The following is a 12608-nucleotide window of genomic DNA, read 5'->3' on the forward strand; positions in this document are numbered from 1 at the left end:
GTAAATTACTTTTATAAGAAACTACATAAGTTATATCTATCGTCAGAATGATGTTTCAGCTATTGAAACAAAAGGCGATCGCTCAGATTGCTACATCAACATTCTGGCTACTCCTTTTGAGTAAAGATTATTCACTAAAAAAGTAATTGAATGTCCGATGAACAGTACTTAGAGCGTAGACGCCAAGCATTAGAACAGCAGCGTAACTTACTGATAGAGAAGGAAAAAAAACTACGGTGTGCTTGTGCAATCTAGGCAAGCACTGCCACTCGTTTCCAGCTCGAAAAGGAAATTGAACAAACAGAAACACAACTCAACGAACTCACTCAACAGCTTGATGCACTAGAACAAGCTTTATCTAGTGGAAGGGTGTATCGTGCTTTATTGAAATTGGGATATCAAACTCAGACGGGAGCATTCCGACAATTTATTAAAGCTCATTCTGTAGCAGCTTTCCTGATTCATGGCTCACTGTGGTATGGACAAGGCTGGTTATTGAATCGGTTGGTGTCAAAGTATGTTAGCAATAACGTTAACGCTAAGAGAGTGGTGATTAACCTTACCCGCATTGCCCGTAGAAGTGATGTTGCTGCACTATGGCGTGAACTTAGCTATGGGGTCGGTCTTGGTTGGGGAAGCTCAAACTCAGAAATTATAGAAAGAGTGTATAAATGGTCGCGAACTCAAACCATCTTGCTGATTTTTGACAATGTGAATCACCTGTCTGAAGCTTTTTTGCAAGAAATGATCCTTAAGTTCTGGTTTCCATTGGTGACTAAAGCTAGGGAGACTACTAGACAAACCAATCAATTCCAGCTATTCATGTTTTTGGTTGACAATGAGGGCTGTGTGGGCAGTTGGAATATTTCTTTTGCAGAGCAACTCAACCCAGATTGGGAACCGGATACCCCTATTAAGCTACCTATGATTACCGAATTTTCCGAAAATGAGCTAGTTACTTGGATAAAGTATGAAGCCGAGGAACTGTTAATCGACTTCGCAACAGAGGTAGAGGTAGATGAAGCAGTACGTGACATACTTCAAAAAAGTGAGAATGGCATTCCAGAACCCGCCTTACAAGAAATTTGTCGCTTGTCTAATTGTGAATGGGAGCAAATATGGTTCAAGCCGTAGGTGGAAAACTTTTGGAATATACAGGTAAAGTTCAGCCACAGTTAGGAGAAAGAGGCGTGAACGGACAGCTTTTATATCCCTATTTTCCTAACCCCGAACTGGTAGAAGCGGTGAATTTGGCGATTTACTTAGAACGCCCCTTACTACTGAAGGGAGAACCAGGATGTGGGAAGACTTTACTGGCAAGTGCAGTTGCCTACGAGCTAGATTTGAAATTAGAAGCTTGGTATGTTAAATCCACTAGTCGAGCGCGGGATGGTTTGTATATTTACGATGCCGTGGGACGGTTGCGTGATGCCCAACTTGCAACCTCCAATCGCCTAACACCAGAACAAATTCTGCGAATTGATGACCCGACTAGCTATGTACGCTGGGGGCCATTAGGACGAGCATTTCAGCAACAGCAGCGCAGGGTAGTGTTAATTGATGAAATTGATAAAGCTGATATTGATTTTCCTAATGATTTGCTATTGGAATTAGACCAAAAACGATTCACTGTGGAGGAAACAGGACAAGAAATTGAGGCCAAAGCAGCACCAATTGTTTTAATCACCAGTAATGATGAGAAGGATTTACCGGATGCCTTCTTGCGTCGATGTTTGTTTCACTATGTGGAATTTCCAAGTCGTGAGCGATTAATAGAAATTGTTAATGCTCTGTTTCCTACTTCACCCGAAGCTTTGGTGAAGCAAGCCATAGATAGCTTCTGGCGTCTGCGGGAGAAAATGCAAGAAGACAAGGGGGAGGCTGGCAAAAAGGTCAGCACTAGCGAATTAATTGATTGGTTTCGCGTTCTGCGCCGTTATCCTGAAGATGAAGCTCTAGCAAAACTGGATGGCAAGATACCTTATGCTGGCGTGTTGCTGAAAAGGTGGGATGATCATTTACGTTATTTGAGACAAAGCCGTGGATGTGAATGATTTGCCTCTGCTGGAACTGTTTACCAAACTGTGCGATGCTGGCTTACCACTTGGCATAGAGGAGTATCAGTTAGTTTTGCAAGCGATGCAAGCAGGCTTTGGAATTAATGACCAAGCTGCTTTGAAACGTCTGTGTGAGATTTTGTGGGTTAAATCATCACAAGAAAAGAAGCTATTTGAAGATTATTTTGAACTGGTAATAGCTAATGACCCTGCATTGCCAACTGCGGAAATATTGCATACACAATCCGAACAACATAAAATTTCCCCAATTATCCGCTACCTGATTTTAGGAATTGTAGGAGTTACTATTGGCTTGGGTGCTGGATTCTTTTCACAAAAGCCAATTGAAAAACTAATACCAAGTCAAACATCAGAACTAATTCAAACACTAATACCAAGTCAAACATCAAAACTAATTCAAACACTAATACCAATTCAAACACCAATTCAAGATCCAATACTATTGCCAACCACAAAACCAACTACAAACCCGACAGCCCAGCCAACTACAACACGAAAGCCGAACTCAAACCCAAGCCCAAATCCAAACCATTCAGATTGGCTTTTTTGGAGTTTTTTATTAGTTACAGCCATGATTTTTAGGTGGTTAGTTAGGCGAAATAATCAACAGCGCATTGCTGAAAGTACCTCTCCACAAGTAACCCCCATTACAACTAATTCATCTCTGGCTGCAAAATTGACCCAGACCATAGAAGATGAGGTACAAGCAGTCAAAGCAGTGCTGGAAACTACCAGCAGAAATGAAGAAATTGTTTCCAGCCGCCTCATTTTGACTAGCGAGTATTTGCCTGTAACCGAGCGACAAATGAAACAAATTTGGCGTTACTTGCGCCACCCAGTACGTGAAGGGCCAAAAATAGAGTTAGATATGGCAGCAACTATTCACCAGATTGGATGCCAAGGTTTATTGCTTGAACCTGTATTCATACCGCGTCGAGTGAATAAATCAGAATTACTCTTACTGATTGACCAAGATGGTTCAATGGTGCCTTTTCACTCACTATCACGGCGGTTGGCTGAAACTGCCTTGCGTGGCGGACGTTTGGGCAAATCTGGAATTTACTACTTTCACAATTGCCCTATTGAATATCTTTACCACGACCCCCATCATCAGCAAGCAGAATTAATCACTAATATTGTTACCCATATTTGCTCAAATAGAACTGCTGTATTGATTTTTAGTGATGCTGGTGCTGTTCGTGGCAGATATAGCGACGAACGCTACGAATTAACTCAACAATTTATTGCCCAAATAAAACAACGGGTGCGTTATGTTGCTTGGCTTAATCCTATGCCAAGAAAGCGTTGGCTTGGTACAACAGCCGCAGAAATTGCCCATTTTGTCCCCATGTTTGAATTTAGCCACCAAGGTTTACAAGATGCTATTGCTGTACTGCGTGGACGCTTTGCTAACTTTGAGAGGCAAATAATATGAGCAAGATTAGACTTGAAGAAATTGCGAAGCAACGCATTGAGTCTTTTGCAAAACTCGGCAAAGCTCATCTGTATTTAGCATATCATGCTGCTTTTCCCTTAGCACTCACACCAGATTTGTTGTATCGTCTATGGGTTCAGTTCCAACGGGATATTGATGACCAAGTGTTATGTATCCCTTGGGTAGCAGTAGCAGATTTGCTGGTTTCAAGCTTGTGTAATGAAGTCGGATATGAACTATACGAGATGGATTTAACAGTACGAAATCTGTTGTTGAGTCGTTTGCAGGAAGATAAAAAATTTGGTCAACAGCGGATTAATGAATTATCAAACTTTTTACTCGACTATGTAAGGCCAAAACTTGAAAGTAAAGATCCAGATATTCAAGATTTTGCTCTAACCCAGCAGTGGACAGCTTTAGCATACACACAGCCTAATAAGGTAGCTCATGAATTGGCATTGGAATTTGATAAATTGGATTTTAATAATGAAGCAGAACTGATAAGAATCTTCTCATTAACAGAAACATTTGCACAACCATTAGCTGAATTCGATCCTTTACTCAGTTATGCACGCGGAATGGGAAAGTTAGCCCGTGGCAATTTGGAAGCTGCAACAGATCAAATTAGCGAAATCTTAGACGGAGAAAATAAAATACGGGTTGCCGGGGTTGATTTACCTATTCCCGATAAGATAAAAGCAAATCTTCCAGAGCTATTCGAGCAAGTCGCTAACCATAAAAACGCGCTAAAAAGAAGTAGAATTTCATCACTATTATTTTTATCTATATTAGCTCTAGGAATGCTTATTGGAGGCACAGGAATATACCTTTTTCGATTTCATACATCTCAACTTCCACAAAACTCATTATGTCCTAAAGAGACCTATAGTTTGAATGACAGAATTAGCCTGGGTGAAGAAATTTTATTAAAACAAGATACAAACCCAGATAAAGAAGCTGGAGTTAAAGCATTTTTAGAAGGTAATTGTCAGCTTGTTGTTGATAAGTTAAATTCATATCGCAAAGCTAACATCACAGACCCAGAAGCATTGATTTACTTGAATAATGCTAAGGCTCGTCAGAAAGGAGATCGGCTTAAAATTGCTGTGAGTGTACCTATTGGGACAAATCCAAATGTAGCAAAAGAGATACTGCGCGGTGTGGCTCAAGCTCAAGATGAGGTGAATAGCAGTGGCGGTATCAATGGCAAAGCTTTGGAGGTAGCGATCGCTAATGATGATAATGATTCAAGTGAATCTGCACAGCTTGCCACTCGGTTTGGCAAAGATACCAGCATCTTAGCTGTCGTAGGACATAACTCTAGTAATGCTTCTCTCTCAGCAGCCCCAGTCTATCAAAAATACGGGTTAGTGATGATCTCTCCCACCAGTTATGCCCAAAACCTTGACAGGGTTGGCAATTATATCTTCCGCACTGCTCCTAGTGTTAAATCCATAGCAGATAGCGTCTCTAATTACGCCATTAAAATAGCGGGTAAAACCAATTTTCTTATCTGTGTTGATTACCAAGGGATAGATAATCAGTCGTTTAACGATGAGTTTGTTAAAGCGATAAAAGCTGCTGGCGGTCAGATTAATTCTACAGAGTGCAATATTTCTGCCCGTGACTTTAACCCTAGTGTTGTCATTTCTCAAGCTATACGTAGCGGTGCTAATGCCTTAGTGTTAGGTCTTTATATAGACAAAATAAAGCAAGGTCTAGCGGTGGCACAATCTAATCAAGGGCAGTTGACTGTATTTGGTAGTCCTACACTTTTCACTAACGAAACCTTAAAGGAGGGCAGAGGTATCAACGGACTGATAATCTCTGCACCTTGGTATCCCGCAGCATTTCCTAATAACATCTTTCCGCAAAAAGCCCAAAAACTTTGGGGTGCAACTGTCAATTGGCGAACAGCTACGGCTTATGATGCAACTTTGGCGATCATCGCAGGTTTACAACGAACCAACAAACGCAATGAATTACAAAAGGTGTTGCATAGTCCGAGTTTTTCAGTTGATGGTGCAACGGGAAAGATTCAGTTTTCACCATCAGGCGATCGCACAAATAATGCCATCTTCTTAGTCAAAGTTCAACAAATACCTGGCACTGACAACTATGAGTTTGTGCCGATTCAACCTTAAGCACAACGCAAACGATATAATGCTTTCACAGATTGTTTGTTGGAAGCCTTGTAAGGGAAGGCAGTGGTAAATAAGATAAGGATGGCAGCGATGGTGAAATATCTAATGAAAGCGATCGCACTTCTCCACAAGTTATAGAGTATAAAAGGCGATGTCTAACGACAAGCTAGGAGCTACGCATTTATCACCCACCGCATGACAAACCAAACTTTTACCAACGGTTATGCATTACTCATTGGCGTAGGTGCTGATTTACCAGTCACAGTCAAAGATGCAACGGCTATACAAGATATACTGATTGATAGCGATCGCGCCGCCTATCTATCAGAACAAGTCACACTGCTAACCGAAACCTCTGCAACTCGGCAAAATATCCTCACAGCTTTTGACCAAATCATCGCCCAGGTAAATCAAAATTCTGATGCAACTGTCATCATTTACTACTCCGGTCATGGTGGACGCATCCAACGCACCAATGAATACTTCCTTGTACCATTCCGCTATGACCCCAGTCAACGCGCAGACACAGCTATCTCAGGTGTAGAATTTACCCAAAAGATTGAGGCGATTACAGCGCGTAAACTCGTAGTTTTATTAGATTGCTGTCATGCTGGTGGTGTTCCAGCTTTGAAGGAACCAGGGGAAGCCTTTATAAAATCACCCTTACCGCCGGAACTGTTAAATGTGCTAGCAACAGGAAGCGGTCGAGTTGTGGTTGCTTCTTCGCGAGAAGACGAATATTCCTACACTGGTCAACCCTACAGTGCTTTCACAGATTGCTTATTGGAAGCTTTGCAAGGTAAAGCAGCGGTAAATAAAGATGGCTATGCACGTATTCTTGATGTTTTAGTTTACTTGTTTGACCAAGTGCCAAAAAGAGCATCAGGACCGCAGCACCCATTTGTAAATAAAGTACTGGATTTGGGCGATAATTTTCCCCTTTGTTATTACGCAGGTGGAAGTAAATTTTTATCTGGTGAAGCAGGAACTATGGAAACTAGTCCAGTTTCTACTAGCTTAACTCCTGGACAACGACGGCGATCGCAACAAAAACTAGACGCACTTCAGGCAGAGTTTGACATCCGCAGCGAGAAGTTTAAGCAGATGAAAAAAGCTGTAGCTATTGAGGCTGGTACGGCAGTTAAGTTTCAATTAGAACAGCAACTTCTTGATGAAGAGACAAAACTGGCACATCTGAGCGATGAATTGGAGAAACTTGAGTCTGCATTGCAATCATGAGACTTATGTAAATATACAGTTATTTCGTGCATATAAATCAGGATTTACTCACCTAGAAACAAGGAAAATAGAGATATTCAGTTAATTGGTGTTTGTTTATACTATTTCAATTTTTTGTAATCGTTATACTCATAACTTAGGTTCTACCTGGGAATTAGGAAGTGGCTTTGCCACTTCTTTTTATTTATCTACTAGTCGAGTAAAAAATCGATTAAAAGTTAAAAGTAATTTTGTTGAACTTTTAACCTTTATTAATTGTTATACTATTTCACAAAATATCTGCTAGACATACATTGGTAGAGGCGTACATCTATACGCCCCTACAAACACTTCATTTCTTGCAAAGATTGTTGACAATAGTTATGATACCGTGTGGTTTAATTGGTCAAGCAGTCTGACGAAATTTTGGTCATATAGACATGATGTTAGTCATTACTCATTGTATCTTCCCATCTCTCACGCCTGGGCTTGCTCTCGACATCGCGCGATCGCATTTCTTTCCAAGTCCCCCAAATTAGGGATTGCTGTTTTTCGACATGGTTAATAAACTGCATAATTGAGTAATCTGCTTTGATGGGAGTTTTCAAATCAAACTGAATTGTTTGAAGAATCTTGATGTCACCCATGAGAAAGTACTTAGCTGTAATCTTAGTCAGCCATAGCACAACTCGATTGCATAGCCAACCAAAAATTCCTTTACGTTTTTTAGTCATCAACAGAACTTGACCTTCAGTTTTTCCCCCTTCGTGGAGGCGAACTGCAACCATCATGTGGACATGGAAGAAATCAGGGCCAATTGTCACAATGCCAATGCTACCGTACCAATAGCAAATACTGTAAGTTATGACATTTTTGTAGAAAAGACGGATGAGCTTAATCAAGAAGAAATTATCTTTGATAGGTGTAGTATTACGGAAGATAATCGCATTCTCATTTAGTTCGTCTCTTTCAAAAATAATTTCTAGTGGCAATTTGTGAACTGTATTGAGGTGTTGAGCATCAATCGCATTAATCATCACCACATTGGGATGACAGTTCAGCAAGAAGTGGGAATGGATGGCAACATCACACTCTTTTTGTTCTAACTCTGGAACAAAAGGTAGAGGTTGTTGGGGTATTTCTCCAGTCCAAACCCAAATCATCCCATATTTTTCAGCAGTCGGCCAAGTTTGTAACTTTAGGGAAGGCGGCGTATCTAAACATGGGATATCAATACACATCCCCTCAGCATCAAACTTCCAGTGGTGGAAAAAACAACGTAGTGCATTACCCTCAACTTTGCCTTCAGCAAGGTGAGCGCCCATGTGTGGACAGTAGGCATCTAAGGTAACTACTCTTTTGTCTTTACCACGGTAAATTGCTAATTCTCTACCCAAAATCGTGACAGGTTTTACTTCACCCACCCGCAGATTTTGAGAGGGTATTACCCAATACCATCCCTCAATAAAACGCTCTGGATTATTGAAAATTTTAGGTTTACGGATTGAGCTAGAAGTCTGCGAGTTGAGATTCATTTTTATGGTTTCACTTGAAGTGAAGCAGTTGATCTAGAAGTAACATGGGAACTTCAAAAAAACAGTTACTTTCAGTACCATGAGAAACAGCTACCTAATAAATAGATAAAAATCATCAGGTAAAATCTTGAAAAAATATTATAAAAAATGTTAAAATTATGCCATTTTAATATCATCTAAATTCCAAATATCCATTTAGAATAGATATTTGAAAATTTACAACTTAGTAAAATCTCTAATTAGATAAAAAGTTCCAACACTAATACTAATATTTCACTTAACTCTCAAACCACTTGGTATTTAGCAAAATATGTAATAATAATTACAAGAGTTGAGAAAATCTACCATGTTAACTCAAGATAAAAAACTGCTTTTAATTGGTCAGGTAACAGATTTAACTGGAATACCCATCAGGACAATTCGTTATTACGAGAGTTTAGGTTTAATCAATTCATTAAGGCGAACAGAGGGAGGCTTTCGCCAGTTTTCATTGGATGTGCTAACTCGCCTAGCATTCATTAAAAGGGCACAAAATCTTGGTCTTAGCCTAGAAGAGATTGGAAATATTCTTCAAGTTTATGACCAAGGGCAAACTCCCTGTGGTGAAATCAAAGAAAAGCTTGAAGATAAAGTCTTGCAGATCGATCGCCAAATCGATCAGCTGTTAACTTTGCGCTCTGAAATCAAGGGATTACTTTCAGGCTGGAAGAATATCAGCGACCATCATGAGAAGACAATTTGTCCGATTATTCAAAACACCTCTCAGGGCTGACACTAATCAGGAATCAGGACTTTTATAGAGAAGAAACCACCACAACTCTAGTCCAATTAAGGCTAAACCTGCGATCGCAACACCAACTTTCAAGCCCAAAGGTTGCTCAATGCGTTGAAATTGGCTGGTTTGCTCTGATGAGTGGGCTGGCGTTTCTGCTAATGTTACACCTGATGTTCCAGCGAGCAGCACTAAAGCTGTAAGGCTTCCCCAAAGCATTTTTTGACTGAACATTTCCTAAATTACCCTGCAATTATGAGATAGTTTTTGGTTGAAAGTTACGCAATCTGAGGGCATTGCTAACAACAGAGAGCGAAGAAAGAGCCATCGCCGCCCCAGCGATTATTGGATTGAGTAACCAACCAAAGATGGGAAACAAAATTCCCGCCGCAATGGGAATCCCAATAACGTTGTAAATAAAGGCAAAGAAGAGATTTTGCTTGATATTGTTGATGGTGGCGCGGCTGAGTTGAATTGCTGTGACAATTCCTTGCAAATCGCCAGAAATTAGGGTGATATCGCTAGCTGTGATCGCTACATCTGTTCCCGTACCAATAGCAATTCCCACATCAGCCTGTGCCAAGGCTGGAGCATCATTTATCCCATCACCTACCATTGCGACAATTGAGTGCTGAGTTTTGAGTGAGAATTTACGAGAATTCTCTCCCCTTACTCCTCTGCTCCTCTGCTCCTCTGCCCCTCTGCCCCTCTGCTCCCCTTGCAATGATTGGATAATCGCTGCCTTTTGATCTGGACGCACTTCGGCAAAGATTCGCTGGATGCCAACTTGTCTTGCGATCGCATCAGCAGTTTTACGATTATCTCCGGTGAGCATTACTACTTCTAAACCTAACTTCTGTAAAGCTTTCACTACTGCTGCTGATGAAGGTTTTAGGGCATCGGCAATACCCATTATTCCTTGTAGTTCGCCATCCACAGCAATCAAAATGACTGTTTTACCAACCGCTTCCCAAGCATCTTTATATTGCTGGAGAGTGATGGTGTTAATTCCAAGTTCGGTTAACCAGCGTTGTGTACCAATTTGCACAAGCTGATTTGAAACAACTGCTTGGACACCACTACCTGCATTAGCCTGAAAGTTATTTGCATCTATTAAACTCACTTCTTGAGACTGGGCGTATTTCACCACCGCTTCAGCTAAAGGATGTTCAGAATTGCGTTCTACCGTTCCTGCTAACTGCAAAAGCTTGATTTCATTACCATTAGCTGTGCCGTTGACAGTTACAAAGTCTGTAACTGTCGGTTTCCCCTGAGTCAAGGTGCCGGTTTTATCTAGAACGATGGTTTGAATTTTGTGTGCTAATTCTAAGCTGTCAGCACCTTTAATCAAAATGCCATTTTCTGCACCTTTGCCCGTCCCCACCATTACAGAAGTGGGGGTAGCTAAACCCAAAGCACAAGGACAAGCGATAATCAGTACACCCACCGTTGTCATTGTTGCGAGGGTGAGGTTGCCCGTGAAATTAAACCAAATGATGAAAGTGGCGATCGCAACGGCAATCACAGCCGGTACAAACCATCCAGTCACCCGATCTGCCAAGCGCTGAATTGGTGCTTTAGAACCTTGCGCTTGTTGCACTAGTTTGACGATTTGAGCCAAAAACGTATCATTTCCGATTCGTGTCACCCGAAACTGAAATGCACCCGCACCGTTAATCGTTGCCCCAATCACCTCATCTCCCGGCTGCTTTTTGACTGGCAAACTTTCACCCGTCACCATCGCTTCATCTACCGTCGAAGCGCCTGTAATCACTTCGCCATCTACTGGAATCTTTTCGCCAGGACGCACTAAAATTACATCGTTGATTCTGACTTCGGCGATGGGAACATCAATTTCTCTACCATCGCGAATGACTCTGGCATCTCTAGCTTGCAATCCGATGAGTTTGCGGATAGCTTCAGAAGTTTGTCCCCTGGCACGATTTTCCAACAACCGCCCCAACAAAATTAAGGTAATGACAATGGCGGCAACTTCATAATAAATATGAGGTATCAAGCCCTGAGCAATAAAAAATTTTGGGAAAACAGTGACAAACAAAGAATATAGATAGGCTGCACTTGTACCCAAAGCAATCAGCGTGTCCATCGTCGCCGTATGGCGCTTGAGGGATTTCCAGCCATTGCGGTAAAAAGATCCACCACACCAGAACACGACGGGTGTTGTCAGCAGTAATTGTATCCAAGGATTTTGCAGGAAACTTGGAATCAAGGGTAAATTTAGCCCAGTCATCATGGGCAACGACCCCAAAAATAGGAAAATGCTGATTACACCTCCCACCGTTACCTTGAGGGAGAGTTGGCGTTGTAATGCTTGCCTACTTGCAATCTCTGCATCATCTTCTTCGGAGAGCAATTCTTCCTGGAGTGAGTAGGAAGAGTATCCCGCAGCTGCGATCGCACCTTGGATTTTCTCTAAATTCGCTAGAGAACGATCGTATTTGATAGTAGCTTGCTCTGCTCCAAAATTAACGTTGCAGTCAATTACCCCAGAAACAGAGCGAATTGCCTTTTCGATGTTGTTGGCGCAAGCGGCACAACTCATGCCTCGAAGTTTGAGTGTGAGAGTATCCATAACTAGATGAACCCCTGTGATTAGTGTGAGAGGAGCGTGAAGAAGGCAGGAGGCAGGAATATTGTCTGTTGCTCTCAACTTCATCTAATTGCAAGCCACCAAATCATAAATTTTGATTAGGGACTTAACGCGGCAGGAGGCTCCAGAGCATTATTCCTTCTCCCTCCTGTCTCCTGCCTGTCTTGCTAAAAATTAAGCAACTGGATAACCCGCAGCAGCCAACGCTTCCTTAATTGCTGTTTCTGATGCTTGAGTTTCAACACTTACAAGCTTGGTTGTTGGATCGGCCTGAACGCTAGCATTGGCATCGACTGCCTGAAGTGTTTTGGTAATGGTACTTGCACAAGCAGAACAAGCCATATTGGGAACTGTGAGTTGGAGAGTCATAGATTTACGGGATAATAATGAACTACTTAGCCAGATCGAGATGGATGACTGAGACGTATCCCTCACCCATCAGAAATAACTGGAAAGAGAGTCGCCTTGAATTCATCCTAGACTCTCTAGCCGGCTGGAGAGTCTAGAGATTTTTAAAAGTTTTTCGTTAAACTTCAAATTTCTTTACAACTTTGGTTTGACTGAGTAACCTTTGCCCATCAAAAATACAACGTACTACAAAATTCTCAAAACACTTGTCATTTCTTTACACCAAGCTCGATTTTCTTTCGTTCGATAAATTTTATCAACATGAACGGATTCTGGATAATAGCCAGTGTAATTTTTATAGGCTTCGACTTGTGCTTTTAAATCTGCTGATTCATTATAGTTATCCCAACTAATACAGCATCTACGGCTGTTATGAGGTACAGTAGCAGCAACTAGCAAACCAGTTT

At 41.4% G+C, this 12608-nt stretch carries 10 protein-coding genes and 1 pseudogene; 6 read left to right on the top strand and 5 right to left on the bottom strand.

Annotation, left to right across the window (positions count from 1 at the left end):
* Positions 1-369 precede the first annotated feature (369 nt).
* From ACM0OX_RS28840 to ACM0OX_RS28860, 5 genes are all read left to right on the top strand, one after another.
* Positions 370-1134 carry a hypothetical protein gene (locus ACM0OX_RS28840; RefSeq protein WP_414518425.1) on the top strand — a complete coding sequence of 255 codons (765 nt, stop codon included), beginning with the start codon at positions 370-372 and terminating at the stop codon, positions 1132-1134.
* Entirely contained in the window at positions 1119-2054 is a 936-nt protein-coding gene (locus ACM0OX_RS28845) for an AAA family ATPase (protein WP_414518426.1), read from the top strand. The genes ACM0OX_RS28840 and ACM0OX_RS28845 overlap by 16 nt, the downstream gene beginning before the upstream one ends.
* Positions 2041-3513 (top strand): hypothetical protein, encoded by a 1473-nt coding sequence (locus ACM0OX_RS28850; protein ID WP_414518427.1) that lies wholly within the window; start codon positions 2041-2043, stop codon positions 3511-3513. The genes ACM0OX_RS28845 and ACM0OX_RS28850 overlap by 14 nt, the downstream gene beginning before the upstream one ends.
* The gene (locus ACM0OX_RS28855) at positions 3510-5657 is read left to right on the top strand and encodes an ABC transporter substrate-binding protein (protein ID WP_414518429.1); all 2148 of its coding nucleotides are present in this window, start codon (positions 3510-3512) and stop codon (positions 5655-5657) included. Before ACM0OX_RS28850 ends, ACM0OX_RS28855 begins: the two co-directional genes overlap by 4 nt.
* A 195-nt stretch (positions 5658-5852) precedes the next feature.
* On the top strand, positions 5853-6896 hold the full coding sequence (locus ACM0OX_RS28860; RefSeq protein ID WP_414518430.1) for a caspase family protein: 1044 nt from the start codon (positions 5853-5855) through the stop codon (positions 6894-6896).
* A gap of 425 nt (positions 6897-7321) precedes the next feature.
* Here ACM0OX_RS28860 and ACM0OX_RS28865 read toward each other — a convergent pair whose 3' ends face one another.
* Positions 7322-8410: a Rieske 2Fe-2S domain-containing protein gene (locus ACM0OX_RS28865; RefSeq protein WP_414518432.1), complete on the bottom strand. Its 1089-nt coding sequence runs from the start codon at positions 8408-8410 to the stop codon at positions 7322-7324.
* A gap of 346 nt (positions 8411-8756) precedes the next feature.
* Between ACM0OX_RS28865 and ACM0OX_RS28870 the strand changes: the two genes are divergently transcribed.
* Positions 8757-9182 carry a heavy metal-responsive transcriptional regulator gene (locus ACM0OX_RS28870; RefSeq protein WP_334842202.1) on the top strand — a complete coding sequence of 142 codons (426 nt, stop codon included), beginning with the start codon at positions 8757-8759 and terminating at the stop codon, positions 9180-9182.
* Between the two features lie 6 nt (positions 9183-9188).
* Here ACM0OX_RS28870 and ACM0OX_RS28875 read toward each other — a convergent pair whose 3' ends face one another.
* From ACM0OX_RS28875 to ACM0OX_RS28890, 4 genes and pseudogenes are all read right to left on the bottom strand, one after another.
* Complete coding sequence (locus ACM0OX_RS28875; RefSeq protein WP_414518433.1) at positions 9189-9416, bottom strand: hypothetical protein; 228 nt, start codon at positions 9414-9416, stop codon at positions 9189-9191.
* Positions 9417-9435: 19 nt separating this feature from the next.
* Positions 9436-11775, bottom strand: coding sequence for a heavy metal translocating P-type ATPase (locus ACM0OX_RS28880; RefSeq protein ID WP_414518435.1), 2340 nt, complete (start codon positions 11773-11775; stop codon positions 9436-9438).
* 192 nt (positions 11776-11967) lie between these two features.
* On the bottom strand, positions 11968-12162 hold the full coding sequence (locus ACM0OX_RS28885; protein WP_094350009.1) for a heavy-metal-associated domain-containing protein: 195 nt from the start codon (positions 12160-12162) through the stop codon (positions 11968-11970).
* A 252-nt stretch (positions 12163-12414) separates the two neighbouring features.
* Positions 12415-12608: pseudogene (locus ACM0OX_RS28890) on the bottom strand (hypothetical protein); the annotation flags it as partial.

Origin of the sequence: Nostoc sp. PCC 9305, from assembly GCF_963920915.1 — a bacterium.
Classification (GTDB): domain Bacteria; phylum Cyanobacteriota; class Cyanobacteriia; order Cyanobacteriales; family Nostocaceae; genus Nostoc.